The organism is Collinsella aerofaciens, from assembly GCF_040910325.1.
GTDB lineage: Bacteria > Actinomycetota > Coriobacteriia > Coriobacteriales > Coriobacteriaceae > Collinsella > Collinsella aerofaciens_BL.
Genome location: NZ_JBDGAV010000011.1, coordinates 29,856 through 53,949 on the forward strand (window position 1 = coordinate 29,856; position 24,094 = coordinate 53,949).

The following is a 24,094-nucleotide window of genomic DNA, read 5'->3' on the forward strand; positions in this document are numbered from 1 at the left end:
GGCAAACTCGGCGTTCTCGGCAATGGCCTGGTCACATTTTTCCTGACCGCGGCGGTCGGAGACCTCGTAGCACAGGCACGAACGCATGCCAAGCTCCTGAGCGGCGTCCTTAATGGTAAAGAGGCTGCCCGGAATCTCGCAGAAGCTCGCGTGGTGATCGAAGATCGTGGTAACGCCATCGCGGATGGAATCCAGAATCGTGGCATAGGCGCTGGCCTTGGTGCCGTCGAGCGTCAGGTTGTCGTCGATCTTCCACCACTGCTGCTCAAGATTCTCCAGGAAGTTGGTGGGGTTGCAGCCCTTAATGGCGAGGCCGCGGGCCAGACCCGAGTAGATGTGGGTGTGGCAGTTGATGAGTCCGGGCATGATGAGGTTGCCCCGGGCATCGACGTACTCGGCATCCGGGTACTTGGCCTTGAGCTCGCACTCGGGACCTACTTCGACGATCGTATCTCCGTCAATGGCGACCGCACCGTTTGGAATGAACGGGGCCTGAGCATTGCGGGTAAAGACGGAACCGTTAGCGACCAGAAGCATAAATGCTCCCTTCAACATCAGGGGCGGGGTTTGACACCTCTGACATGGCGGAGTGCGAAGCGCCGGCCTACACCGGAAACGGGCCCTCTCCCGTCAACGCTTCACCAAAGGGACAAACCCTTTGAAGTGCGGCTTGGCACCGCATGACGTCGGCGGACGAGGCGATGCGCCCGCCGACGAATAGCACCGAATTGGTTACTTCTTGCTCTCGGGCAAGACCAGATCCACGGCAGCGTCCTTGGCAGCATCGATGTGCTGAGCCACGACCGGCGTCTGCGGAAGGATCAGGTTAAGGACAATGGCCATGATGGCGGTGGGGGTTACGGCATTGGAGCCGATGACGGTGGGCACCCAGGTGGGCATACCCTCACCGGCAAGGCAACCGCTGGCCATCCAGATACCCAGGCCAAAGACGACGGAGGTACCGACGATGGTGGTGGTGCGCTGCGTGAGGCCCTCGCGGGTGAACATGCGCACGCCGTTCATGGTGATGGTGCCAAAGACGCCGACGGTCGCGCCGCCGATGACGGGCTGCGGGATAGCGGAAAGGACGGCAGAGAGCTGCGGGAACAGGCCGGCGATGGCAAAGACGGCCGCGATGATCACAAAGACCCACTTGTTGACGACCTTGTTGGAGCAGATGATGCCCACGTTCTGGCCAAGGGCGCTGGTGGGAAGACCGCCCAGCAGGCCGCCGACCATAGAGGTGAGACCCTGGGACACGATAGCGCCGGAGAGCTCGCGCTCGGTGGGCATACGGTCGATGGAGCCCAGGCAGGCGGCGGAGACGTCACCGATAACCTGGATGGCAACCATGGGGAACACGACGGCGAGGGTAATGCAGACCTCGGGATCAAACTCGAGCGCATAGGGCATGAGCTTGGGAAGGGCGAAGACCTGAGCGGTGGCAACGCTGGAGAAGTCGATCATGCCAAAGGGAATCGAAACGATCATGCCAACGATCATGCCAAAGAACACGGATCCCAGCTTGAGCGTGCCCTTGCCAAAGTTGGCGAGCGCAAAGACCACGGCGAAGGTGATAAGAGCGACGCACCAGGCCTGCGGGGTGCCCCACAGCGGCGTACCCATACCGCCGGCCATATACTTGACAGCCGTGGGATAGAGAGAGACGCCAATGGAGAAGATGACCGTACCGGTCACGACAGGCGGGAACAGCCACTTGATCTTGCTGTAGGCCAGACCAAAGAGGACCGCGACGGCGCCGCCGACGATCTCGCCACCCAGCAGCGCACCAAAGCTAAAGCCCGAGGCACCCATGGCCTGCAGGGCCGGCAGAAACGCGAACGAAACGCCCATGACGATGGGCAGGCCGCCGCCGATGCGACGGAAGGGAGCGAAGGCCTGAAGGGCCGTGTCGATCGCCGAAAGAATGAGCGCGACCTGGATGATGTCGGTGCTCTGCTGGCTATTAAAGCCGTAGACGCCGGCCATGATGACCGCCGGGGTAATGATGCCGGCAAACGATGCCAGTACGTGCTGAAGGGCACACGGGATCATTTCCTTAACGGGAGGCATACCTTCGCGAGTGAACAGGGCTTCAGTGCCGTTCGTAACCGTCTCCTGGGTCATTTGACCACCAATCCTCGAAGTAGTTGTTTTCGCATCTAACGCTCTATTGTGACGCAGTGCGGGGTTGAGGTTGTGCCTTCATTGCATATCGTATTAAAGATGATTCTCATTCTCAATAATAATTTTTTGTTATCAGACTATTCTTCAGCTGAAATAACGCATTTCCGCAGGTCAGGAAAGTATCTGGTCAAAATAACATCTAACTTTTCTTTTGGTCGACCGTTTACCGCCAAATTCCTACCGTTCGTCTGTATTACGCAATGTACCTGCGAATATGCGAGATGGTGGGCAGCGTGTTACCATGAGAAAAAATTGTTATGAACATTTCCGTTTTCACCCAAAGGAGTTGCCCGTGAACGAGACCGTACGCCGCTTTTTGCCGATGGTCGATTTTCTGGAGCAGATACTCGGCAAAAACAGCGAAATCGTGCTGCACGATTTCTCGGATCCCGACCACGCCATCGTCGATATTCGCAACGGCATCGTGAGCGGCCGCAAGGTCGGCGGTCCCGCCACCGATCTGGCACTCAAGATCATGCACGACGCCAAGTATCGCGACCTGCCGTTTATTACGGGCTACGAGGGGCGCGGTGCCGGCGGCAAGACGTTGGAGTCGGCGACGTACTTTATCCGCGAGAATGACGAGATCGTCGGTATGCTCTGCGTCAACACCGACCTCTCGACCGTACGCTCCATCAACGCCATGGCGCAGCAGCTCATGGCGTGCTTCGACGCGGCGCCGACGCGCACGGAGCCCGCCCCTATCGAGGTCGAAAGCCTTTCGGAGTCCACACAGGAGCTCATTGACCGCAGCATTGCCGAGTTGCTGAGCGCGCGCGGGCTGGATGTAGCGTCGCTTGGTCAGAGCGACCGCGTGGACGTCATTCGCCACCTCAACGGCAACGGGGTGTTCATGCTCAAGGGCGCCGTGGCCTGCGCCGCCACCGCGCTGGGCATCTCGGAGCCCAGCGTCTACCGCTACCTGCAAAAAGTTCGCAAGGAGGGCTAACGAGCAAAATGGAGCGCGGCTCCACAAGCGATCCGTTACTTAACAAAAGACCCTGCAGCTCGCACGCGCTGCAGGGTCTTTTTGCATGTCATGTTTAGTTGTTGCCAACGCCTTAGAGAGCGGCGACGACCTCGATCTCGACCAGACCGCCAGCCGGAAGGGCGGCAACCTGGAAAGCGCTGCGCGCGGGGAACGGGGCCTCGAACTTGGAGGCGTAGATCTCGTTCACGGCAGCGAAGTCGGCAATGTCGGCCAGGTAGACCGTGGTCTTGACGACATCGGCAAACGTAGCGCCGGCGGCAGTCAGCAGGGCCTCGACGTTAGCAAGGGACTGCTTGGCCTGGGCCTCGACGCCCTCGGGCATCTTGCCAGTTGTGGGGTCGATGCCCAGCTGGCCGGACAGGAACACCATGTTGCCGGTCTGGATACCGGGGGAATACGGTCCGATGGCTGCGGGTGCGTTATCGGAAGACACGACGGTCTTGCTCATGTTTTTCTCCTTACGATCAGATAGAGAGCGTGAGCGCGGCGTTCGCACCGGGAGGCACAATTCGGTCTGAACACCGCGCTTGATTTGGGATAGTACTCAAGGTTTCTGTTTGATGCAAGAATATTATCAGCTGGAGAGAATATTTTATCGCCCAACGGCGCCCGTTGGCAGCTGAACGGTTCTCCACGGGGTCAGCCAGCCTAAGCTGCTGAAGACTTTATCCCGCTTGGAGCACGGGCATCGCCTGCCGCAACGGCACCACTATACTTTTGAATATCTGAGCATTTTGAAAGGCAGGATATGACCGCAACCGCCAGTCGAACCACCAACCGCAGACCCGAGCTTTTGGCGCCCGCCGGAGGGCCCGAGCCCTTTGCCGCCGCGCTCGCTGCCGGGGCAGACGCCATCTACTGCGGCATGGGCAGCTTCAACGCCCGCCGCAAGGCAACCAACTTTACCGACGAGGCCTTTGAGCAAGCCTGCCGCGCCGCGCATCTAGCCGGGTCGCGCGTCTACGTCACGGTCAACATCGTCATCAAGCAGTCCGAGATGGGCGATGCGCTGCAACTCATCCATCGCTGCTCCACGCTAGGCGCCGACGCCTTCATTATCCAGGACTGGGGTCTGTTCTTTGAGGTCAAGCGCACCATGCCCGGCATCGAGACACACATCTCGACCCAGGCGAACATCCACGACGACCGCGGAACCCTTTGGTGCCGTGAGCAGGGCGCCGACCGCGTGACTCTCTCGCGCGAGCTCTCCATCGACGAGATCGCCGCCATTCACAACGCCGCGCCCGATGTGGACCTTGAGGTCTTTAGCCACGGTGCCATCTGCTTTTGCTACTCGGGTCTGTGCCTGCTGTCGAGCTTTGCCATGGCTGGCCGCTCGGCCAACCGCGGCATGTGCGCCCAGCCCTGCCGCCTACCCTACGAGCTAATTGACGAGAACGGCCGCTCGCTCTCCCCTGCCGGTCGCGAGCGCGCGCTGTGCCCGCGCGACACCAACACTTCGCAGCTTGTTCGCCGTCTGTATGACGCCGGCGCCGCATCGCTCAAGCTCGAGGGCCGCATGAAGGCCCCCGATTACGTGTATTCCATCGTCGACGTGTATCGTCATCAGATTGATGACATGCTGGCCGATGTTTCGACCTCTAAGGATGAGGATGCGGCCCGCCAGCGACAGCTCAAGCGCTGCTTTAACCGCGACTTTACGCACGCCTACCAAGACGGTACCTCGGGTGACGAGATGATGAGCTACGAGCGCTCCAACAACCGCGGCCAGATCGTGGGCACGGTGCTGGGCAGCCGCCCGGCCAACCGCGATGTGCGCGGCCTCAAGCCCGACGACCGCCGTCGGCGCGCCGCCATCGCCCGCATTGAGTTGTTTGAGCCCGTGGGCAAGGGCGACCTGCTGGAGCTTCGCCACGATAACGAGTTTGACCAGTTCCTGACCACCATTGCCGCCGATGATGCCGCCGCCGGTGACATCATCGAGTGCCGCGTGCCTCGCAGCATGCCCGAGGGCTGCCGCGTGCGCGTGATTCGAAGCCAGCGCGCCATTGACGCTGCCGGCGCCGCGCTCAAGCGCGATGTGCTGCGCCGCCGCGCCGTTGATGTAACCGTTGTGGCGCGTTTGGGCGAACCGTTTGCCGTCACGCTTACTTGCTGCGACGCCCCTTCGCTTACGGCCACGGCCACGGGCTTTACCGTCGAGGCCGCCAAGACCCGCGCGGTCGAGGCGTCCGATCTGGTAGAGCATGTGGGCCGCATGGGGTCCTCGCCCTTTGAGTCCGCGAGCTTTGATGTGGCGCTCGATAAGGGCTGCGGCATGGGCTTCTCCGCCGTGCACAAGGTGCGCGCCGCCGCCTGCAAGGCGCTGGAGGAGGCCATTCTGGCACCGTATGACGAGCGTGCCCGCACGCTCGAGCTGCCGGTGCTCGACAAATGTACGCGGCCCATGCCCGAGCACTACCGCGACGAGCCGCAGATCTGCGCCACCGTCACCTCGCTCGAGGCCGCCGAGGCAGCGCGAGCGGAGGGTGCAACGCGCATCTACATGACCACCGACGCGCTCGATGCGGCCGAGCTCTCCCCCGCCGACGCATTTGAGCAGGGCATCGTGCCCGTGCTCGACGAGGTCTGCCGTGCCGTTGACCACGTACGCGTCGACCCGTGGGTTGTTGCCGGCGCTACGGTCGCTATTGGCAACATCTCTGAGCTTGCCCTGGCCTCCCAGGTTGGCGCCACGGCCGAGATTCGCTCTTGCCTGCCGGTGCACAACACGCCCTGCATGGAGGCGCTTGCCAAGCGCGGAGCCGGTGCGTTTTGGCTCTCGCCCGAGATCACACTCGACGAGATTGTCTCGCTCGGCGCCGCCGCGCCCGCGGCTCTGGGCATCACCGTCTTTGGCCGCCCGCGCGTCATGACAAGCGAGCATTGCATCCTGCAGGTGGCCAATGGCTGCATCCACGATTGTGCCAGCTGCCGTCTGCGCGCCCGCAAGCTGTCGCTCAAGAATATCGACGGAAAGGTCATGCCCGTGCACACCGACATCCACGGCCGCTCTCGCTTGTACGACGCCTACCCCATCGACCTCACGCCGCAGGTACCGCAGTTGCTCGACGCCGGCGTCCGTCGTCTTATGGTCGACGGAACCTTGCTCGAGGCCGATGAGATTGGCCGTGCCGTCGCTCGCGTCCGTCGCGCCGTCGAGGCGGCTCAAGCCGGCCGCAAGCCCGCCGTCCGCCTGCGCGGGGCGACCTCGGGCTGCATGTTTGTGGGAATCAGCTAACCGAAAGGCTTACACGTGAACGAAGAACCTCAAGTCCTCTACTGCGATGCCTGGCTCATGGCCATCGACAAGCCCGCCGGCATGATCGTCCACGGCGACGGCACCGGTGAACGCACGCTCACCGACTACGCCAGCGACCTGCTGCTGGCGATGGGCGACGGCTTTGCCGCGACCGACATGCAGCCGCTCAATCGCCTGGACCGTGACACCACCGGCGTGGTGCTGTTCTCGCTCGACAAGCAGACGCAGCCCGCCTTTGACCAGATGGTCATCGACCACGCGTTCGAAAAGCACTATCTGGCGCTCGCCGAGGGCAAGATCGACTGGAACGAAAAACTCATCGACAAGCCCATCGCCCGCGACCGCCACGATAGCCGCAAGATGCGCGTTGGCGCCAGCGGCAAGCCGTCTCAGACGCGCGTCAAGGTACTCAAGCGTCTTAAGAGCCGTCGTGGCCTGCCCACGCGTTCGTATATCGATGTTGAGCTGCTCACCGGTCGCAAACACCAGATCCGTGTGCACCTGGCCAGCGAGCATCACCCCCTGGTTGGCGACGACCTGTACGGAACGCCGCGCCCCTGCGGCCTGATGCTCCACGCCCACAGCGTGTCCTTTACGCATCCCGTAACCGGCGAGCACATCCACATCGAAGCCCCCTGCCCCTGGGAGCCCTAAAAACCACCACAAAGGGGACAGGCACCTTTGTGGTGGTTTTGCCGCAATGGTTTCGCCGCGTCGCAGAAGATCTCAATCTGTAACAGTTAGAACCCATTTTCCGGTCTATCTGTTACAGATCGAGACATTCGAATCCCCCGCAAGGCAAAATCTAAATCTGTAACAATAACTCGGCAAAATCGGCCCCAGATGTTACAGATCGAGACAAAGGGCTGACGCGGTTCAGAAGTATCTCAATCTGTAACATCTGGCCCACTTTAAACGGTCTAAATGTTACAGATCGAGACAAACCGGCAGACAGAAAAGCGGCAACGCCCCCAATGGACGTTGCCGCTTTTCTATTGAGAAAACTATCTAGTTTCCGTTACTCGGCAGTCTTGTCGAGCGGTTTCTTGAGGAAGCTCAGGACCAGGCAGCCGACCACGGCGCCGATGGCAAGTGCCAGCAGGTACTGCACCGGGTTCGTGATGACGGCGATGACCCACGCGCCACCGTGCGGAGCGGGGCTGGCGCAACCGAAGAGCATCGACAGGCCACCGGCGGTCGCGGAGCCCAGGATGCAGGCGGGCAGCACACGCAGCGGATCGGCTGCGGCAAAGGGAATGGCGCCCTCGGTAATAAACGACAGACCCATGATGTAGTTCACCAGGCCGGCCTTGCGATCAGCCTCAGTCCAACGGTTCTTAAAGAAGGTCGTGGAAAGGGCGATCACCAGAGGCGGAACCATGCCACCGGCCATGACGGCGGCCATAATCATGTTGCCCTGCACGGTCTGTTCGGCAAGGGCGGCGGTGCCAAAGACGTACGCAGCCTTGTTGATGGGGCCACCCATGTCGGTCGCCTGCATGCCGGCGCAGATGATGCCTAGCAGGACGATGCTCGTGCCGGAGAGGCCGTTGAGCGCACCGGTGATGGCAGTGTTGATGACGCCCATGATGGGGTTGATGGCCATCATGAACAGGCTGGTCAGAAGAATGCCGAATACCGGGTAGATGAGCATGGGCTTGATGCCGTCGAGCGACTCGGGCAGCGCACTTGCCACCTTTTTGAGCGCGTTGACGATAGCACCGGCGGCAAAGCCGACCAGCAGCGCGCCCAAAAAGCCCGCGGAAACGAGCTGGGCCTGAGCGTCGGCGTCCATGGCCGTCGTCAGATATCCGAGCGTAAAGCCCTGCTTGGCGATCCAGCCGCCCACAAAGCCCGCCGCCAAGCCCGGACGGTCGGCGATGGACATGGCGATGTAGCCCGCGAGGATGGGCAGCATGAAGTTGAACGCCTGGTTGCCCGCTAGGTTAAAGAAGGCCGCGACCGGCGCGCTGTGACCGTAGGCGCTCGTGCCCAGACCGGCCTGGTCGAGCAGGAACGAAAGTGCCATAAGGATGCCACCGCCAACGACGAAGGGCAGCATGTGCGAAACGCCGTTCATGAGGTCCTTGTAGACCCTGCGGCCCAGGCCCTCGGACTCGCCCTCAACGGCGGGCTGAGCGGACGCGCCACCGGCCACGTGGTGAATGGGCGCATTGCCTGCGAGTGCGATGTTGATGAGCTCCTCGGCGTCGTTGATGCCACGCGTTACGGCACACGAATAGACCGGCTTGCCGTCAAAGCGATCGAGCTCGACGTTCTTGTCCGCCGCGATGATGACGCCCGTAGCACCCGCGATGTCGGCGGCCGTCAGCACGTTCTTGGCGCCGCCCGAGCCCTGAGTTTCGACCTTGATGCTCACGCCCATCTTGGCGGCCTGGTCCTCAAGCCCCTTTGCTGCCATAAACGTATGGGCAATGCCTGTCGGGCACGCCGTGATGGCAACGACGTCGTAGGTGCCGCCTCCCGTTTTCTCGTTTGTAGCTGACATGTTTCCTCCTTTTGCACAAGCAGGCCCACCCCTCCCCTCCAGAGGGTCAAAACCTGCGTATTACCTTGTGTTTGCGTTTTGATTAGAGCCGATAGCTCCGACGGACATGATCACGTCGTATGGAAACAGGGGTACTGGGCAACCATGCCCGGCGGGGCCATCGGAACCACCACAATGGGGACAGGCACCTTTGTGGTGGTTTTAGCCTTGTCCTGCCCCTGTCGCTAGACCGTGATGACGTTGTCCATCGACTGGTACTTGGCGGGAACCTCGCCCGCGGTGATGATCGTTGCATCGCGGAAGTCCGCGAACTTGACGGGCGCCACCATGCCAAATTTACTGGCGTCCGAGATTACGAAGCGTTTAGCGGTATGACGCATCGAGATACGCTTGACCTGCGCCTCCTCGATATCGGGCGACGTAAAGCCTTGCTCGGCGGCAATGCCGTTGGAACCCCAAAAACCGCAGTTAAAGTTGTAGCGGTCCAGGGTTGCCAGGGCATCGGGACCAACGAGCGCCTCAGTCTCGGGCTTGAGCTCGCCGCCCAGCACCACGGTGCGCATGCCGCGCAGGGCAAGATGCTGAGCATGGAGCACAGAATCGGTCACATAGGTGACGCCCTCGAGATGCGGAAGATGCTCGATGAGCCCGAGCGTCGTCGAGCCCGAATCGATATACACGAAGCTATCGGGCTCCACGAGAGCCGCGGCACGGGCGCAGATGCGCTCCTTGTCGTCGTTGTGGAGGTCGCTGCGCTCGCTGATCGTCAGGTCGCGCGTTACGTGCGCGCGCTCAAGGCTCGTGGCGCCTCCATGCACTTTGGCAATGCGGTGCGCGCGATCAAGCGTCTGCAAGTCACGTCGAATGGTAGACGGCGTCACGCCCAGGGCCTCGGCAAGCTCCGGCACGGTAACCGAGCCAGCCTGCTGTACCATCGAAACGATTGCGTTGAGCCTATCTTCCGCAAGCATCTCTTACTCCTCCTCGGGGTACACAACTCCCCAATCAGCGCGGAGCTTGGTCATGAGCTCCATAACATCAGAAGCATAGCCCAGAAGCTCGTGCTTCGAATCGTCACCGACAACGGCCTTCTCCAGATCGGCCATCTCATAGCACAGGGCATAGGCCTCGATACCAGCGTGGACTTCCTCGCGGTGACCGTCTGCAGTCCACACGATGGTCGCGTGATCGGCGCGCGGATACTCGTTGACCTCGATATAGCACTTATCGAAGCTGATGACCGAACGCTTGGGCTGCTTGGAGTGGAGCGTAAGGCTCACAACGCCCAGCTGCTGCTCGGCGTTACGGCAGACGATGCCGCCCGCGACGTCGACACCGGTCTCGCAGGTGTTGCCCAGAGACACGACCTCGGTGGGCTGGCTGGCCATAAACAGGCGCATGACGGAAAGCGCATACACGCCAATGTCGAGCATGGCACCGCCGGCAAGATTACGGTTGTAGAAACGGTTGGTCAGGTCGCCGTACTCTTTGAAGCTGCCAAAGTTGAGCTGGGCAAGGTTCATGCGGCCAAAGTCGCCCGCATCCATGCGACGACGCAGCTCCTGATACAGGGGCATGTGGAGCACCGTGGTGGCGTCCATAAGGACCACGTTGTGCTCGTCGGCGATAGCGCGGGCCTCGTCGAGCTCGGCGGAGTTGAGCGTAATGGCCTTCTCGCAGAGCACGTGCTTACCAGCGGCCAGCGCGGCGCGCAGATAAGTGATGTGCGTGTTGTGCGGCGTGGTGATGTAAACGGCATCAATGTCCGGGTCGGCGTAGAGATCGTCGACGGTGTCGTAAACCTTCTCGACACCATACTGCTCCGCAAAAGCCTGAGCTTTGGACACCGTGCGGTTGGCAACGCCCGCGAGCTTGCGGCCGGCAAGGGCGAGGGACTGAGCCATCTGGTTGGCGATAACGCCGCAACCGATCACGGCCCAACGGAGCTCGGGAGCCGTAAAGATGTCGTTAGGGAACGGCTTGTCCTGAACCGAAGCGAACGCAGCCTTTGCGGCCGCCGCAGCATCGAGCGGAGCCTGTTTGGAATCTGCCATGAGTGCCTCCTGTGTCATGGAACGTCTTTCATTTCTGACGGCTCTATATTCGCACAAATACGCGTGTATGTGCGTACTTCTGCGCGTATTACCGCCAAACGGTCATTATTCAACCGTAAACGGCGCATTTCTGCGCACGTTCACGCAATCCTGCGCACTCAAGTACGCAGAATTGCGCACCAAGTGATCCCCAGAAGAAAACGAACGTAACGAATCATCTGACCACAAAGGACTGTCCCAAACTGCCGGCAGGAAAGGAACGTCCCCGGATGCTGGCACATGGGGACGTTCCTTTCCTGCCGCATTCATCCGATTGCCGCGCATTACCACAGACCTCACCTAAGTTGCGGTGAAAAAGGGATTGTTTGGCCCTCTAGAGCCCCTCATCAGTCCCTATTTCACCGCAACTTAGCACAAGGCTGTCCCAAATGACCAGCCGTTTAAGAACGTCCTCAACGGCCACTCATTTAAGTCTGTCCCCAATGAGTACCCAATGAGTAGGGATAGAAAAAGGCCCGGGTGCCGTGGCACCCGGGCCTTTGCTAGCAACTTGATGTTGCGGGCAGCTTAGAACTTGTGGCCGCACTTCTTGCAGACGCGCAGCTTGTTCTTGCCGTCCTTCTCGTGACCGACGCGGGTAACCTTACCGCACTCGGGGCAAACGAGATTGACGTTGGAGGCGTCGATGGGAGCCTCCTGCGAAACGATGCCGCCCTGCTGGTTGGCAGCGTTGGGCTTGACGGCCTTCCTGACGACCGAAACGCCCTCGACAACGACCTTGTTCTCGGCGGGGAGAGCACGCAGGACAACGCCCTGCTTGCCGCGATCCTTACCAGAGAGAACCTGGACCTTATCGCCCTTCTTGATATACATATATCTCCCCTAACTACAGGGTCTCGGGAGCGAGCGAGACGATCTTCATGTACTTCTTGTCACGAAGCTCGCGAGCGACGGGCCCGAAGATACGGGTGCCGACGGGCGAACCATCGTTGTTGATGACAACGCAGGCGTTCTCATCAAAGCGAATGTAGGAGCCATCCTTGCGGCGGATCTCCTTAACGGTGCGAACGACGACGCAACGGACAACGTCCTTCTTCTTGACGTTGGCGCCAGGGGTAGCCTCCTGGACAGCACCGATGAACACATCGCCGATGCCTGCATAACGACGCTTGGAACCGCCAAGCACCTTGATGCAGCGAATCTTGCGAGCGCCGGAGTTGTCGGCGACGTTCAGCATGGTTTGCATCTGAATCATGGTAGATGTTCCTCCGAACTAAGAACCGAAGAGAGGTGCGCAGCCTTTATACGGCCCGTGGTATGCAAGCCAGGCATACGCACATCTTCGGAAACGTACAAGTCGTAAGAGCGACTGCTTATTTAGCGCGCTCGACGACCTCGATGAGGCGCCAGCGCTTCATCTTGGACATAGGACGGGTCTCCATAACGCGGACGGTATCGCCCACGCCAGCCGTGCACTCCTCGTCGTGAGCGTGCAGCTTCTTGGAGCTGGTCATCATCTTGCCGTACTTGGGGTGACGCTTGCGCTCGGTGATGGTGACAACGATGGTCTTGGCACCGGAGACGGAGGTAACGACACCCGTACGGACCTTACGCGAGTTACGCGAATCAGTCATGTTCTCTCCTTAGGTCCTACTCGGCGACAGCGGACTTCTCCGCTGCGATCTCGCGGGCGCGCTGCTCCGTGAGGACGCGAGCGATGTCCTTCTTCACGGTGTTGACGCGAGCGGTGTTGTCCAGCTGGCTGGTGGCCATCTGGAAACGAAGGTTAAAGAGCTCGGCGCGCATTTCCTTCAGCTTCTCAACGAGCTGAGCGTCCGAGAGCTCACGAATCTCTGCGGGCTTCATTAGTTCTCCTCCTTGGCGGCGGCGGCGTCCTCAGCAGCCCACTTGGCCTCGAGAGCAGCCTCCTCAGCCATCTCCTTCTGGATGCGCTGCTCAGCGTTCTTGGCAGCAACAATCTTGGTCTTGATGGGAAGCTTGTGCTGTGCAAGACGCAGAGCCTCGCGAGCGACCTCCTCGGGCACGCCCTTGACCTCGAACATGATGCGGCCGGGCTTGACGACGGCCACCCACTCCTCGGGGTTACCCTTACCAGAACCCATGCGAGTCTCGGCAGGCTTCTTGGTGATGGGCTTATCGGGGAAGATCGTGATGTAGACACGACCGCCACGCTTCATGTAGCGGGTCATGGCAATACGAGCGGCCTCGATCTGACGGTTGGTGATCCAATGGGCCTCGAGAGCCTGGATACCAAACTCGCCGAAATGCAGCTCGGTATTACCCTTGGCCTGGCCCTTCATGGAGCCACGCTGCACCTTGCGGTGAAGAATACGCTTAGGGGCAAGCACTACTGACCCCTCCTCTCGGAGTTACGACGACGAGGACGGGAAGAGCCCTCGAGTGCAGGGTTGGGAACAGGCTGGCCCGGGAGCTTCTCGCCCAGGTAGATCCAGACCTTCACGCCGCAGGCACCCATGGTGGTGCTGGCGACAGCCGTGCCGTAGTCGATCTTGGCGCGGAGGGTGTGCAGAGGCACGCGACCCTCACGGTACCACTCACGACGGCCCATCTCGGCACCGCCGAGACGACCGGAGCACTGGATACGGATGCCCTTAGCGCCGGCCTTGCGGGCGGACTGGACAGCCTTGCGCATAGCGCGACGGAAGGCAACGCGGCCCTCGAGCTGCTCAGCAATGGACTGAGCAACGAGGTTGGCGTCGAGCTCGGGGCGCTTGATCTCGACAACGTCGACGGAGAGCTGGCCTTTGGAGACGCCAGCGACCTTCTCGAGCTCGGTGCGGAGGGTATCGATCTCGGCACCCTTCTTACCGATGACAACGCCGGGGCGAGCGGTGAGGATGATGACCTTCACCTTGTCGCCAGCGCGCTCGATCTCGACGCGGGAGACAGCTGCGCGGGAAAGACGCTTCTCGAGATACTTGCGGATCTCGAGATCGTTACCGAGGGTCTTAGCGTAATCCTTCTCTGCGAACCAGCGGGAGCGCCAGTTCTCGGTGATGCCAAGACGGAAGCCGGTGGGGTAGACTTTCTGACCCATACAGCTTTACGCCTCCTTTCGAGGAGCAACGACGACGGTGATGTGGGAAGTACGCTTCAGAATGCGAGAAGCGGAACCCTTGGCGCGGGGACGGATGCGCTTAAGCGTCGGACCCTCGTCAACATAGGCAGCGGCGACAACCAGGTTGTCGGCACGCAGACCATTGTTGTTCTCGGCGTTCGCAACGGCGGAACGGAGAACCTTCTCGACATCCACGGCGACGGCGCGGTCGCAGAAGTGGAGGATGTCGAAGGCCTGAGCGACAGGCTTGCGGCGGATCAGATCGACCACCAGGCGGGCCTTGCTGGGGGAAACACGCACGTACTTAGCGACGGCGCGAACCTCGGTGGCCTCAGTTTCAATAGACTTAGTTGCCATTTACGGTTAACCCCCTATTTGGCCTTGTGGCCACGGAACGTACGAGTCGGCGCGAACTCGCCGAGCTTGTGACCAACCATGGACTCGGTAACATACACGGGCACATGCTTGCGGCCGTCGTGGACGGCGATGGTGTGACCAACCATCTCGGGGAAGATGGTGGACGCGCGGGACCAGGTCTTCACGACGTCCTTCTTGCCAGCCTCGTTCATCGCGGTGATACGCGAGAGAAGGCGAGTCTCCACGAACGGGCCCTTTTTGAGACTTCTGCTCATAAGTGCTTTCTCCTAAAACTCGGTATCCGAAATTACTTCTTACGGCGACGAATGATGTGCTGGTTCGAGACCTTCTTCTTCTTGCGCGTACGAAGGCCCTTCGTCGGCTTACCCCAGGGGGTAACAGAGGGACGACCAGAGGTGTGGTTCTTGCCCTCGCCACCGCCGTGCGGGTGGTCGACAGGGTTCATGACGGTACCGCGGACGGTCGGGCGCACGTTCATGTGACGCTTACGGCCGGCCTTGCCGATGACGATGTTGGAGTGATCGGCGTTGCCGACCTCACCGACGGTGGCGCGGCAGGTAACGAGGATGCGGCGCATCTCGGAGGAAGGCATACGGACGATAGCGTACTTGCCCTCCTTACCCATCAGCTGGCAGGAGTTACCGGCGGAACGGGCGATAGCAGCGCCCTTGCCCGGCTGGAACTCGACGGCGTGGATGAGCGTACCGACGGGGATGTCGGCGAGGGGCAGAGCGTTGCCCGGCTTGATGTCGGCGTCAGAACCGGACATGACGGTCTGACCGACCTCGAGGCCCTTGGGGGCCAGGATGTAGCGCTTCTCACCGTCAGCGTAGTGCAGCAGAGCGATGCGAGCGGAACGGTTCGGATCGTACTCGATCGTGGCAACCTTGGCGGGCACGCCGTCCTTGTTGCGCTTGAAGTCGATCACGCGGTAACGACGCTTCACGCCGCCGCCCTGGTGGCGGGTGGTGATGCGGCCGTTGTTGTTACGACCGGCCTTCTTGGGCAGGGGCTCGAGAAGAGACTTCTCGGGCTTGGTGCAGGTGATCTCGGAGAAGTCGGAGATCGTCTGCCAACGCCTACCAGCGGAGGTCGGCTTAAGGTGCTTTACAGCCATTACAATCCCTTTCAATAGGAATCCGTTAGCCATCGCAGACAGGGATTCGAGGTTCTGCCTCGGGTGCGATGACACCGGACGTATACACGGCTCCGGGCGTGTCCATTTTATACGCCCAAAACCTTGAGCTCTCGCCTCCCCTATTTGGGAGGCATGAGCTCACTCAACAGCAGCGAGTCTTAGGCCTGGTTGCCAAAGACCTCGATGGTGTCGCCCTCGGCCAGCGTGACGATGGCCTTCTTCCAAGAACGGGTCTTGCCGGCGACATAGCGCACGCGCTTGGTCTTGGGCTTGACCGTCAGGGTGTTCACGCGAACGACCTTGACGCCGAAGATCTCCTCGACAGCGTCCTTGATCTGATACTTGTTAGCATCCTTGGCGACCTCGAACGTGTACTTGTTCTGCTCCATGCCGGAGAAGGAACGCTCGGACACGATCGGACGGATGATGATCTCGTGGGCGGTCATTTAAGCAAGCACCTCCCCGAAGTGAGCGGCGATGTCGGCGGGCATCAGCACGGCGTTGTTGTTGACGAGATCGTAGGTGTTGGCCTCGTCAGCGGTGATGATGAACGTCTTGGGAATGTTGCGGAACGACAGGTAGGCGTTGACGTCCTCATCGCGAACGATGATGGTCAGACGCTTGCCCTCAAGGCCGAGAGCCTTGAGCATGGCGACGGCAGCCTTGGTGGAAGGCTTCTCGAAGCCGTAGTCGTCGACGAGCACGAGCTCGCCATCGGCCAGCTTGGCGGACAGCGCGGAGCGCATAGCCAGCTTGACCTCCTTGTTGTTCATACGCTTAGCGTAGGAACGGGGCTTGGGGGCGAAGACAACGCCACCGTGACGCCACTGGGCAGCACGGATGGAACCCTGGCGGGCACGGCCGGTGCCCTTCTGACGCCAAGGCTTCTTGCCGCCACCGGAAACCTCAGAGCGGCCCTTAGCGGACTGGGTGCCCTGACGCCAAGAGGCCATCTGGCACTTGACGATGTGGTGCATAACGTGGATGTTCGGCTCGATGCCGTACACCTCAGCGGCGAGCTCGGCCTCGGCGACCTTCTTGCCCTCGCTGTTCTTTACTTCAAACTTTGCCATTTAAGTGTTCTCCTTGGTATGACGCTGGGCTAAATGGGCTGGGCCCTTAGGCCATACGGATGGCGACGAGACCATTCTTGGCACCCGGGACAGCGCCCTTGACCAAGATGAGGTTCTGCTCGGCATCGATGCGGACAACGGAAAGGTTCTTGACGGTAACGCGCTCGTTACCCATGTGACCGGCCATCTTGACGCCCTTGAGGACGCGCGCAGGATAGGCGCACTGACCGATAGAACCGGGGTGACGCTGGAAGTGAGAACCATGCGTCATAGGACCGCGGCGCTGACCCCAGCGCTTGATGCGACCCTGGAAGCCCTTACCCTTGGAGGTACCGATGACGTCGACCTTCTCGACATCAGCGAAATCAGCGACGGTGACAACCTCGCCGACCTTGTGCTCCTCGCCGTTCTCGACGCGGACCTCACGAAGGAAACGGACAGGCTCGACGCCAGCCTTGGCGAAGTGACCAGCCATGGGCTTGTTCACGTTCTTGGCCTTGATGTCGCCGAAACCGATCTGGACGGCGTCATAGCCGTCGGTTGCCTGAGTTTTAACCTGCGAGACAGCGCAGGGGCCAGCCTGGATGACCGTGACGGGAACGACGTTGTCGTCCTCGTCCCAAACCTGGGTCATGCCAATCTTGCGGCCGAGAATCATGCTGATCAAGATATGATCCCAACTCTCGCGTGGTCTTGGGACAATGCGTACACCACCGAGCGTACGCCCCTAGAGGACCACTACTTACACGACGTGCTCCCCAGCCTTGTATTGCGTCCGGACTACCTGACAACCCTATTAAGCAGGCATTTTGTCCAGCCAGAATACTCCCCTGGTTTCACACAGCTGTTTAGTATACACGGCTGCGGGCGTATCCATCGAGATTCATATTTCACTCACATTGTTTACGCAGGTAAAGTGCGTGGAGTCGCCTGGGCTTGGCAGAGGGGCGGCGAAATATATTAAGTTTGCTGCTCTACAGTCCTGCGCAAGACGGAAAGCACATTAAGTGCTTTCCTTTGCGTGCGGAACTCGCGACAAACTTAATATATTTCGCCGCCCCTCTGCCAAGCTCGGGAGACGACACGTTGATGTCTGCTTAACTCTGCTCGCTCAGCTAATTACTTTGTTGGGGATCCACAATTTGCTGGAGGGTGAACTTGCATTGATGAGACTCGCCTTCTGCTTGTGGATTTGCCTCATCGAAATTAAAGATCATGATGGCGCAGTTGGGGAGTTTTGTTGGGAGCTCGAAGCCCTCTGGGGCTGCAGCCTTGATGAATTGGCGGCTGGCGCTGCCGTGGCTTACTGCTAGGAGGGTTTCTATGCCCTCAGCGCCCATGAGATTGGTGAGGGTGTCTACCATGCGCTCTTGCAGTGCCTGGCTTCCCTCTCCTCCAAATGGAATCAGGTCCTCGCCGGGGTCCCAGACGTCGGTGGGCAGGGCGTCGTGGGGGCCTTCTTCGAAGGTGCCGTAGCTGCGCTCGATGATGCCTTCGCAGGGCTCGACTGCTGCATCCGGACCGAGGAGTTCGCATGCGACGAGACTTGCCGTGTCCATGGCTCGGCCTAAGGGTGATGAGACCACTTTGTCGGGAACGACGCCGTGGGCTTTGAGCCATGCGGCTGCCATCCCGGCTTGCTGACGGCCTAAATCGGTGAGCGGTGAATCACAGCGACCCTGGACGAGCTTTTTGACGTTGAATTCCGTCTGACCATGGCGGAGTAGATATAGACGCTTCATGCTCTCCCCTTCTGTATACCTAGCTTTACCGGCGCAGCCCTACTCGTGGGTATGGCCTACGTAGTCTTCGTCGATCGTGATCTTGGCAATCGACTTGGGGTATTCCGACTCGACCCGTTGTGCCAGCGCGTGTTTTACATCTTCGGCACTCATCTGCAGATCCGAGGGACGCACGCAGTCAAAGATCACGTTGGTGTGCGTGGGACCCGGCACACAGCGCAGATCGTGAATCGAAAGGCGGCTATCGATCTGTTGGGCCATGGCGTTAATGCGTAAACGCATGCTCGCCACCTTGGGATCGTCGGTCACGATGGGGTCGTAATGGAGCGTGACAATCATGCCGTCTTCGTTCCTAAACGCCTGCTCGATGTTATCGAGCGTGTCGTGACTTTCCAGCGGGCTGGCCTCGGCTGCCATCTCGGCGTGAGCGCTTGCGAACTTCCTGCCCGGGCCGTAGTCGTGAACCATCAAATCGTGAACGCCCAAAACGCCGGGATAGCTCATGATCTTGTCTCGAATGTGCTTGACCAGCTTAGGATCGGGCGTCTGGCCCAAAAGCGGGCTCACCGTATCCTGGATGAGTTCAAAACCGCTCCAGCCAATATAGGCACCAACGGCAAGGCCGACCCAAGCGTCAAGGTTGATGCCCGTCACCTGCGAAACAATTGCGCACGCCAGTACGGCGCCCGTGGCAAGAACATCGTTCTTGGAATCCTGCGCGGTCGCATGCAGCGTCTCGGACTCAATGCGATCGCCGAGCTTTTGGTTGAGGGCCGCCATCCAAAGCTTTACGACCATCGAAAGCACTAGAACTGCCACCAGGGCAAGCGAGAACTCGACAGGTTCGGGGTGGATGACGCGCTCAACCGAGGACTTCACCAGTTCAACGCCAATCAGCAGCACGAGCGCCGCCACGACCAGACCCGAGAGATACTCGTAGCGGCCGTGGCCGTAAGGATGCTCGGGGTCGGCCGGCTTGCTCGCCAGCTTAAAGCCCAGCACGCTCACGATATTCGAGCTGGCATCGGACAGGTTGTTCATGGCATCCGCCACAATCGAAACCGATCCCGAAACCACACCAATGGCACCCTTTGCAGCACAAAGCGTCACATTGGCGACAATACACACCATGCCCGCTAACGTGCCCACACGCGCACGATCGCCCTGCGCGCGCCTAACAATCCACTCGAACATCTGCATCCGCCCCCACGGTACTACTTATATATCTATTGCTTGACCGGATTGTAGTGTAGCCACTTTGTCCCCCAGATACAAAAAGGCCGCAGCCCACACGGGCCGCGGCCTTGGAACACGACAAAGGGATCGTCCTTTTGTCGCACAGGTTTATGCGCTTGCTTCAGCAGCACTCGCCACTGTTTCGGACGAATCGGCTCCGTCCCCCGTCGCCTGCCCCTTCGCCGGCACCACGCCAAAGCAGTAGCTCAGCGCCGCAGACACCGCAAATGCCACACCGCCGGCAAAGCAGCACCACAGCAGGTTCGAAAAACCACCTGTGGCAAAGCCAATGACCATGAGGACATTCGTCATGCCGATGGTATAGGCCGTAACGTGGCCCACGGCCGCAACAAGGCCTCCGACGGCGCCGCCAATGGCCATGCACGTCAGGCACCTGCCATATTTAAAGCCGCAACCGTACAGCGCCGGCTCGCTTACGCCGCCAAGAACACCCGAGATTGAATAGCCCAGCATGAGCGCCTTCTCGTCCTTATCCGCAACGCGGAGCGACGCACCAAAGGGCATGCCCCAAACGGCAAACGTTGCCATCGTCGCGGCGATCAGGATGCACGGATCCGTTCCCATACTCATAAACTGCGCGTAGGCGAGCGATAGGACGACGTTGCTGACGCCCGCGATCTTAAGGAACTCCCAGCCCGCGGCAAGCCCCATGAGTGTGAGCAACGATACGATGCCACCGGAATTGCCAAGCATAAACATAAGCTGGCCCAACAGCATGCCCAGATAGCTGCCCGCCGGCGCCGTAATACACAGCGAAACCGGAACCATGACAAGCATGGTCGCAAACGGGACGAACGAAAACGCCACGGCCTTAGGGATAACGCGCTTAAAGAAACACTCCACTCGCCATAGCACGGGCACCGAGATGAGAACCGGAATAACAGTCGTCGTGTAATCGTTGACCGGCGCAGGAAGCAGACCATACACGGAAGTCATCGATGCCCCCGTCGTCGATGCGGCATCGACAAGCTTAAGCAGATCGGGCGCAATCAATACGCCGCCCAGCATCATGCCCAGCTGCTCCGAGCAACCGAGCTGGCGGGCGGCCGCCCAACCAAGATAAATGGGCAAAAAGTAGTAGCCGGCGTTATAGAGCCAACTGTAGAACAGGCGATAGATTTCGGAATCGGCAGACCACAGGCCCAGCATGCCTTCGCCCATAATGACGGCGACGGTGCGGAACAACGCCGCGCAGACAATAAAGGGCAGCGCCGACATCATGCTTTTGGACAGATAGTCCACCACGGCCATGGCGTTTGATGAAACCGTCGTTGTAAACGAGGTTCTAGAAACTTGTGACATGGAACGCCTTTCTCAATGTGACATGCGGACTGACCCTTTGTCACATCGTGCGGTACTGACCGATTGCGCGGTACTTTTCGTAGCGGAGGTTTGTGAGGGTCGCGTCGTCGAGCCGCCCAAGCGTATCGAAGGCAGCAAATGCCGAGGACATGACGGCGCCGGCGATCTCCTCATGCGACAGGCCCCTATCGTCGACAACGTCGTCGATGATGCCGAGCGCCAACAGATCGGGGGCTGTGAGCTTAAGCGCCTCGGCGGCCTCATTCGCGCGCTCGGTATCCTTCCACAGGATCGACGCACAGGCCTCGGGGCTCACGACCGAATAGGCCGAGCTCGAGAGCATCAGGATGCGGTCGGCCACGGATAGCGCCAGCGCGCCACCAGAGCCGCCCTCGCCTGTCACCACCGAGACAATCGGCGTCTTAAGGCCGCTCATCTCCACGAGATTCTGGGCAATCGCCTCGCCCTGACCGCGCTCCTCGGCACCGATGCCGCAAAACGCGCCCGAAGTATCGACCAGGCACAGAACCGGTCGACCAAACTTTTCGGCCTGGCGCATAAGGCGACGCGCTTTGCGGTAGCCCTCGGGATGCGCCATGCCAAAGTTGCGGCGCATACGCTCTTTGGTCGTGGTGCCGCGCTCGATGGCGATGACCGTTACGGGGCGTCCGTCTTTCCAGCCAATGCCAGCCACCACAGCGGCGTCGTCGCCAAAGTAACGGTCGCCGTGCAGCTCCACAAATCCATCCAGGCCCAGCGAGATCATCTCACCCGCCGTGGCGCGATCTGCCGAGCGGGTCTGCTTGACAATCTCGAGCGCGGTTTTTGGTGCCGGCGAGCGCTTAAACAAGTGTCCCAGCTTTTTGCCGCGGCGACCCGCATGCACGATCTCATGCGGTGCCCCCAGGCTGGGCGCATGCCCTTCGTGCAGCGCCAACAGCTCGCCTACCGTGAGCGCAATCTCGCCACGCGGAACAACGGCATCGCAAAAGCCGTGCTCCAGCAAAAACTCGGAGCGCTGGAATCCCTTGGGCAGGCGCTTGTGCATGTTCTGCTCGATCACGCGCGGGCCGGCAAATGCCGTCAGGGCATCGGGCTCGGCCAGGATAATGTCGCCCTCCATGGCAAAACTCGCGGTTACGCCTCCGGTCGTGGGGTCGGTGAGCACCGTGATATACAGGCCGCCCGCCTCGCTGTGGCGCCTAACCGCCGCAGAAATCTTGGCCATCTGCATAAGCGATGTCACGCCCTCTTGCATGCGCGCACCGCCCGAAACGGTAAAGCCGACAACTGGCAATCCAAGCTCGGTCGCTCGCTCAAATGTGCGACAGATCTTCTCGCCCACCACGGAACCCATCGAGCCCATCATAAAGTTGGCGTCCATAAAGAAGAGCGCCGTATCGCAACCGCAGATTTTGCCTCTACCGCACACAACGGCATCGCGCTCGCCCGAACGCTCGCTCACGCTCTTGAGCTTGTCGGCATAACCGGGAAACGAGAGGAAGTCCTCCGACGCCAGATTGGCATCCCATTCCTCAAACGTGCCCTCGTCAACCGTCATGCGCATGCGCGCGCGACCGCTCACGCGAAAGTGTTTTCCGCAACGAGGGCAGACCTCGAGGTTGTCGTGTAGGCGTGCCTCATCAATCACACGGCGGCACTCCGGGCACTTGATAAACACGTGGCGCGCGGGAAACTCGGCGCACGACTCGGTTATCGGCCCCTCAAGGACATTGACCGTCTTCGCTTTTCTATTCATCAGCATAGAGATGCCCCATCAGATCGGTGTGATACATGCCCGACAAGAACTCGTCGTTTGCCAGCACGTCGAGCTGAAGCTCGCTGTTTTCGCTCACGCCCTCAATCACGAGCTCGCCCAGGGCCGAGCGCATCTTGCGAATGGCGCCGTCACGCGTGGGCGCACACACGATGAGCTTGCCGAGCATGGAGTCGTAGTACGGCGGAACTTTCGCACCGGTAAACATGGCGGAATCCCAGCGCACGCGCGGACCACCCGGCACACGCAACGCGGTGACCGTTCCGCATGACGGCAGAAAGTCCGGCGTTTCGGCATTGATGCGGCACTCCATGGCGTGGTTGCGGACCGGCATGTCCTCCTGCTCAAAGGGCAGAGGCTGGCCGGCTGCCACGCGCAGCTGCCACTTGACCAAGTCGGTATCGGTCACAAACTCCGTAACCGGATGCTCCACCTGCAAGCGCGTGTTCATTTCCATAAAGTAGAAATTGCCGTCGTCCGAATACAGGAACTCGATGGTACCGGCTCCTTCGTAGCCGACGGCACGAGCCAGGTCACGCGCTGCCTTGTGCATGCGAGCACGAATGTCGTCGTGTCCGTCGAGGCACGGCGCGGGGCTCTCCTCGATCAGCTTTTGGTTGCGACGCTGCACCGAGCACTCGCGCTCGCCGAGCGAAAACACATGGCCCTGCTTATCGGCCATAATCTGCACTTCGACGTGGTGCGCCGGCGCGACGAACTTCTCCATGTAGCACTCGCCGTCGCCAAAAACGGCCTCACCCTCGGCACGTGCTTCAATAAAGGCCTTTGCCGCGTCTTCCACGCGCTCGACCTTGCGAATGCCGCGACCGCCGCCGCCCGCCCGCGCCTTAATAAGCACGGGGCAGCCAATGCGCTCGGCCTCGGCCGTTGCCTCCTCGGGACTTTTGAGCAAATCGCAGCCCGGCACGATGGGCACGCCCGCCGCGGCAGCCGTTCGACGTGCGGCATCCTTGTCGCCCATGCTGTCGATCACCTCGGCCGAAGGACCGACAAACGCCAGGCCATACTTGTCGCAGTCGCGCACGAAGCTCGCCTTCTCAGAAAAGAAACCGTAGCCGGGGTGAATTGCCTTAGCCCCCGACTTCACGGCACAGGTGAGCACAGCATCGTCGTTGAGGTAGCTCTCGGCAAGACGCGGGCCGCCGATGCAATACGCCTCGTCGGCAAGCTGCACGTGCAGCGCGTCCGCATCGGCCGTGGAGTAGACGGCGACGGTCTTGATGCCCATATCGCGGCACGCGCGGATAACACGGACCGCGACCTCGCCGCGGTTGGCGATGAGCACTTTGTCGAACATGAAGCC

25 protein-coding genes and 1 pseudogene are annotated in these 24,094 nt (G+C 60.5%); 3 read left to right on the plus strand and 23 right to left on the minus strand.

Going from position 1 to position 24,094, the window contains the following annotated elements; genetic code table 11:
- Both AB5Z25_RS05975 and AB5Z25_RS05980 read right to left on the minus strand, forming a co-directional pair.
- Window positions 1–537 (minus strand): amidohydrolase family protein (locus AB5Z25_RS05975; protein ID WP_368135039.1); only part of this gene is annotated, 537 nt, incomplete at its 3' end.
- A 195-nt stretch (window positions 538–732) separates the two neighbouring features.
- Window positions 733–2,127: a uracil-xanthine permease family protein gene (locus tag AB5Z25_RS05980; RefSeq protein WP_006235052.1), complete on the minus strand. Its 1,395-nt coding sequence runs from the start codon at window positions 2,125–2,127 to the stop codon at window positions 733–735.
- 352 nt (window positions 2,128–2,479) lie between these two features.
- On the opposite strand from AB5Z25_RS05980, the gene AB5Z25_RS05985 reads away from it, so the two are divergent.
- Window positions 2,480–3,136 (plus strand): helix-turn-helix transcriptional regulator, encoded by a 657-nt coding sequence (locus tag AB5Z25_RS05985; protein WP_233509000.1) that lies wholly within the window; start codon window positions 2,480–2,482, stop codon window positions 3,134–3,136.
- Window positions 3,137–3,248: 112 nt separating this feature from the next.
- Here AB5Z25_RS05985 and AB5Z25_RS05990 read toward each other — a convergent pair whose 3' ends face one another.
- A complete protein-coding gene (locus AB5Z25_RS05990) occupies window positions 3,249–3,626 on the minus strand; it encodes a RidA family protein (RefSeq protein ID WP_195232293.1) in 378 nt (125 codons plus the stop codon).
- Window positions 3,627–3,926: 300 nt separating this feature from the next.
- Between AB5Z25_RS05990 and AB5Z25_RS05995 the strand changes: the two genes are divergently transcribed.
- Both AB5Z25_RS05995 and AB5Z25_RS06000 read left to right on the plus strand, forming a co-directional pair.
- On the plus strand, window positions 3,927–6,419 hold the full coding sequence (locus AB5Z25_RS05995; RefSeq protein ID WP_368135040.1) for a U32 family peptidase: 2,493 nt from the start codon (window positions 3,927–3,929) through the stop codon (window positions 6,417–6,419).
- Between the two features lie 15 nt (window positions 6,420–6,434).
- Entirely contained in the window at window positions 6,435–7,094 is a 660-nt protein-coding gene (locus AB5Z25_RS06000; RefSeq protein WP_233502584.1) for an RluA family pseudouridine synthase, read from the plus strand.
- 364 nt (window positions 7,095–7,458) lie between these two features.
- Here AB5Z25_RS06000 and AB5Z25_RS06005 read toward each other — a convergent pair whose 3' ends face one another.
- From AB5Z25_RS06005 to AB5Z25_RS06100, 20 genes and pseudogenes are all read right to left on the minus strand, one after another.
- On the minus strand, window positions 7,459–8,949 hold the full coding sequence (locus AB5Z25_RS06005; RefSeq protein WP_368135041.1) for a PTS fructose transporter subunit IIC: 1,491 nt from the start codon (window positions 8,947–8,949) through the stop codon (window positions 7,459–7,461).
- Between the two features lie 224 nt (window positions 8,950–9,173).
- Window positions 9,174–9,920: a DeoR/GlpR family DNA-binding transcription regulator gene (locus AB5Z25_RS06010; protein WP_368135042.1), complete on the minus strand. Its 747-nt coding sequence runs from the start codon at window positions 9,918–9,920 to the stop codon at window positions 9,174–9,176.
- A 3-nt stretch (window positions 9,921–9,923) separates the two neighbouring features.
- Window positions 9,924–11,003: a Gfo/Idh/MocA family protein gene (locus tag AB5Z25_RS06015; RefSeq protein WP_368135043.1), complete on the minus strand. Its 1,080-nt coding sequence runs from the start codon at window positions 11,001–11,003 to the stop codon at window positions 9,924–9,926.
- Window positions 11,004–11,570: 567 nt separating this feature from the next.
- Window positions 11,571–11,876 (minus strand): 50S ribosomal protein L24, encoded by a 306-nt coding sequence (gene rplX / locus AB5Z25_RS06020; RefSeq protein WP_368135044.1) that lies wholly within the window; start codon window positions 11,874–11,876, stop codon window positions 11,571–11,573.
- 13 nt (window positions 11,877–11,889) lie between these two features.
- Complete coding sequence (gene rplN, locus AB5Z25_RS06025) at window positions 11,890–12,258, minus strand: 50S ribosomal protein L14 (protein WP_006235041.1); 369 nt, start codon at window positions 12,256–12,258, stop codon at window positions 11,890–11,892.
- 118 nt (window positions 12,259–12,376) lie between these two features.
- Window positions 12,377–12,637: a 30S ribosomal protein S17 gene (gene rpsQ / locus AB5Z25_RS06030; protein WP_006235040.1), complete on the minus strand. Its 261-nt coding sequence runs from the start codon at window positions 12,635–12,637 to the stop codon at window positions 12,377–12,379.
- Window positions 12,638–12,653: 16 nt separating this feature from the next.
- A complete protein-coding gene (gene rpmC / locus AB5Z25_RS06035) occupies window positions 12,654–12,869 on the minus strand; it encodes a 50S ribosomal protein L29 (RefSeq protein ID WP_006235039.1) in 216 nt (71 codons plus the stop codon).
- Window positions 12,870–12,958: 89 nt separating this feature from the next.
- Window positions 12,959–13,372: pseudogene (rplP, locus tag AB5Z25_RS06040) on the minus strand (50S ribosomal protein L16); the annotation flags it as partial.
- The gene (gene rpsC / locus AB5Z25_RS06045; RefSeq protein ID WP_006235037.1) at window positions 13,372–14,082 is read right to left on the minus strand and encodes a 30S ribosomal protein S3; all 711 of its coding nucleotides are present in this window, start codon (window positions 14,080–14,082) and stop codon (window positions 13,372–13,374) included. The gene rpsC and the pseudogene rplP, both read right to left, overlap by 1 nt.
- A gap of 6 nt (window positions 14,083–14,088) precedes the next feature.
- On the minus strand, window positions 14,089–14,460 hold the full coding sequence (gene rplV, locus AB5Z25_RS06050) for a 50S ribosomal protein L22 (RefSeq protein WP_006235036.1): 372 nt from the start codon (window positions 14,458–14,460) through the stop codon (window positions 14,089–14,091).
- A gap of 14 nt (window positions 14,461–14,474) precedes the next feature.
- Complete coding sequence (gene rpsS, locus AB5Z25_RS06055) at window positions 14,475–14,735, minus strand: 30S ribosomal protein S19 (RefSeq protein WP_006235035.1); 261 nt, start codon at window positions 14,733–14,735, stop codon at window positions 14,475–14,477.
- A 32-nt stretch (window positions 14,736–14,767) separates the two neighbouring features.
- Window positions 14,768–15,598, minus strand: coding sequence for a 50S ribosomal protein L2 (gene rplB / locus AB5Z25_RS06060; RefSeq protein ID WP_138113074.1), 831 nt, complete (start codon window positions 15,596–15,598; stop codon window positions 14,768–14,770).
- Between the two features lie 179 nt (window positions 15,599–15,777).
- Entirely contained in the window at window positions 15,778–16,065 is a 288-nt protein-coding gene (rplW, locus tag AB5Z25_RS06065; RefSeq protein WP_006235033.1) for a 50S ribosomal protein L23, read from the minus strand.
- Complete coding sequence (gene rplD, locus AB5Z25_RS06070) at window positions 16,066–16,692, minus strand: 50S ribosomal protein L4 (RefSeq protein ID WP_006235032.1); 627 nt, start codon at window positions 16,690–16,692, stop codon at window positions 16,066–16,068.
- 46 nt (window positions 16,693–16,738) lie between these two features.
- Window positions 16,739–17,359, minus strand: a complete 621-nt coding sequence (rplC, locus tag AB5Z25_RS06075; protein ID WP_035137484.1) for a 50S ribosomal protein L3 — start codon at window positions 17,357–17,359, stop codon at window positions 16,739–16,741.
- A gap of 448 nt (window positions 17,360–17,807) precedes the next feature.
- Window positions 17,808–18,434, minus strand: a complete 627-nt coding sequence (locus AB5Z25_RS06080) for a histidine phosphatase family protein (protein WP_368135045.1) — start codon at window positions 18,432–18,434, stop codon at window positions 17,808–17,810.
- A 39-nt stretch (window positions 18,435–18,473) separates the two neighbouring features.
- The gene (locus AB5Z25_RS06085; protein ID WP_368135046.1) at window positions 18,474–19,628 is read right to left on the minus strand and encodes a cation diffusion facilitator family transporter; all 1,155 of its coding nucleotides are present in this window, start codon (window positions 19,626–19,628) and stop codon (window positions 18,474–18,476) included.
- A 150-nt stretch (window positions 19,629–19,778) separates the two neighbouring features.
- Window positions 19,779–20,993, minus strand: coding sequence for a PTS sugar transporter subunit IIC (locus AB5Z25_RS06090; protein ID WP_368135047.1), 1,215 nt, complete (start codon window positions 20,991–20,993; stop codon window positions 19,779–19,781).
- A gap of 40 nt (window positions 20,994–21,033) precedes the next feature.
- Complete coding sequence (accD, locus tag AB5Z25_RS06095) at window positions 21,034–22,758, minus strand: acetyl-CoA carboxylase, carboxyltransferase subunit beta (protein WP_368135048.1); 1,725 nt, start codon at window positions 22,756–22,758, stop codon at window positions 21,034–21,036.
- Entirely contained in the window at window positions 22,745–24,088 is a 1,344-nt protein-coding gene (locus tag AB5Z25_RS06100; protein ID WP_035137491.1) for an acetyl-CoA carboxylase biotin carboxylase subunit, read from the minus strand. The genes accD and AB5Z25_RS06100 overlap by 14 nt, the downstream gene beginning before the upstream one ends.
- Between the last annotated feature and the right edge of the window lie 6 nt (window positions 24,089–24,094).

Excerpts from the sequence above, each read along its gene's own strand:
- AB5Z25_RS06080 (WP_368135045.1), bottom strand. The coding sequence starts at position 18,434 with ATGAAGCGTCTATATCTACTCCGCCATGGTCAGACGGAATTCAACGTC.
- rpsQ (WP_006235040.1), bottom strand. The coding sequence starts at position 12,637 with ATGACTGATTCGCGTAACTCGCGTAAGGTCCGTACGGGTGTCGTTACC.
- rplN (WP_006235041.1), bottom strand. The coding sequence starts at position 12,258 with ATGATTCAGATGCAAACCATGCTGAACGTCGCCGACAACTCCGGCGCT.
- AB5Z25_RS06085 (WP_368135046.1), bottom strand. The coding sequence starts at position 19,628 with ATGTTCGAGTGGATTGTTAGGCGCGCGCAGGGCGATCGTGCGCGTGTG.
- AB5Z25_RS06015 (WP_368135043.1), bottom strand. The coding sequence starts at position 11,003 with ATGGCAGATTCCAAACAGGCTCCGCTCGATGCTGCGGCGGCCGCAAAG.
- rpsC (WP_006235037.1), bottom strand. The coding sequence starts at position 14,082 with ATGGGTCAGAAAGTCTACCCCACCGGCTTCCGTCTTGGCATCACCGAG.
- AB5Z25_RS06010 (WP_368135042.1), bottom strand. The coding sequence starts at position 9,920 with ATGCTTGCGGAAGATAGGCTCAACGCAATCGTTTCGATGGTACAGCAG.
- AB5Z25_RS05980 (WP_006235052.1), bottom strand. The coding sequence starts at position 2,127 with ATGACCCAGGAGACGGTTACGAACGGCACTGAAGCCCTGTTCACTCGC.
- AB5Z25_RS05995 (WP_368135040.1), top strand. The coding sequence starts at position 3,927 with ATGACCGCAACCGCCAGTCGAACCACCAACCGCAGACCCGAGCTTTTG.
- rpsS (WP_006235035.1), bottom strand. The coding sequence starts at position 14,735 with ATGAGCAGAAGTCTCAAAAAGGGCCCGTTCGTGGAGACTCGCCTTCTC.
- AB5Z25_RS06090 (WP_368135047.1), bottom strand. The coding sequence starts at position 20,993 with ATGTCACAAGTTTCTAGAACCTCGTTTACAACGACGGTTTCATCAAAC.
- AB5Z25_RS06005 (WP_368135041.1), bottom strand. The coding sequence starts at position 8,949 with ATGTCAGCTACAAACGAGAAAACGGGAGGCGGCACCTACGACGTCGTT.
- rplV (WP_006235036.1), bottom strand. The coding sequence starts at position 14,460 with ATGGCAACTAAGTCTATTGAAACTGAGGCCACCGAGGTTCGCGCCGTC.
- rplX (WP_368135044.1), bottom strand. The coding sequence starts at position 11,876 with ATGTATATCAAGAAGGGCGATAAGGTCCAGGTTCTCTCTGGTAAGGAT.
- rplD (WP_006235032.1), bottom strand. The coding sequence starts at position 16,692 with ATGGCAAAGTTTGAAGTAAAGAACAGCGAGGGCAAGAAGGTCGCCGAG.
- rplW (WP_006235033.1), bottom strand. The coding sequence starts at position 16,065 with ATGACCGCCCACGAGATCATCATCCGTCCGATCGTGTCCGAGCGTTCC.
- rpmC (WP_006235039.1), bottom strand. The coding sequence starts at position 12,869 with ATGAAGCCCGCAGAGATTCGTGAGCTCTCGGACGCTCAGCTCGTTGAG.
- accD (WP_368135048.1), bottom strand. The coding sequence starts at position 22,758 with ATGCTGATGAATAGAAAAGCGAAGACGGTCAATGTCCTTGAGGGGCCG.
- AB5Z25_RS06100 (WP_035137491.1), bottom strand. The coding sequence starts at position 24,088 with ATGTTCGACAAAGTGCTCATCGCCAACCGCGGCGAGGTCGCGGTCCGT.
- AB5Z25_RS05990 (WP_195232293.1), bottom strand. The coding sequence starts at position 3,626 with ATGAGCAAGACCGTCGTGTCTTCCGATAACGCACCCGCAGCCATCGGA.
- rplB (WP_138113074.1), bottom strand. The coding sequence starts at position 15,598 with ATGGCTGTAAAGCACCTTAAGCCGACCTCCGCTGGTAGGCGTTGGCAG.